This window comes from Streptomyces sp. CO7, assembly GCF_053474865.1.
This window is the reverse complement of sequence record NZ_JBRIOU010000087.1, coordinates 1-478: the sequence shown is the minus strand read 5'-3', so window position 1 is coordinate 478 and position 478 is coordinate 1. Positions and strand designations below refer to the sequence as shown.

Genomic DNA, 478 nt, shown 5'->3' with positions numbered 1-478 from the left:
ATCAATAACATTCTTCAAAATGGATATGGCTATACCTTCGACATTTCATCTGAATTTCAGTATCCCACGCTCATTATCACAGGGCGTCAAGACAATGTAGTTGGATATCACGATGCGTGGCGGCTGATCGAAGACTATCCAAGGGCAACCTTTGCTGTGCTTGATATGGCTGGCCACAACTTGCAAATCGAACAACCCGATGTATTTAACTCATTAGTTCATAACTGGTTAATCAGACTTGAGTCGGAAAATGTAAAGAAATAGATTAGGTTTTGTGCAAAATATGTGCAAATCGGAGTCAGGGGTGAATAACCCCGTGGAGGTCCAAGTCCTCTCGGGCATCTCTAAAAAATACCAAGGGTCGTGTACCATTGGTATTTTTTTTGTGTGCTCTTTTATTAGAAAGAGATCACAAGATACATCGATTGTATGCTAGCTGTGAAATCTTAATTACTATCCTCTAAAGAATAGTTGTCAG

At 40.0% G+C, this 478-nt stretch carries 1 protein-coding gene; it reads left to right on the top strand.

All coding sequences use genetic code 11. From position 1 onward, the window contains the following. Positions 1-264: alpha/beta fold hydrolase (locus ACOV8S_RS31235; RefSeq protein ID WP_448321855.1), on the top strand; the 264-nt coding region annotated here is incomplete at its 5' end. Between the last annotated feature and the right edge of the window lie 214 nt (positions 265-478).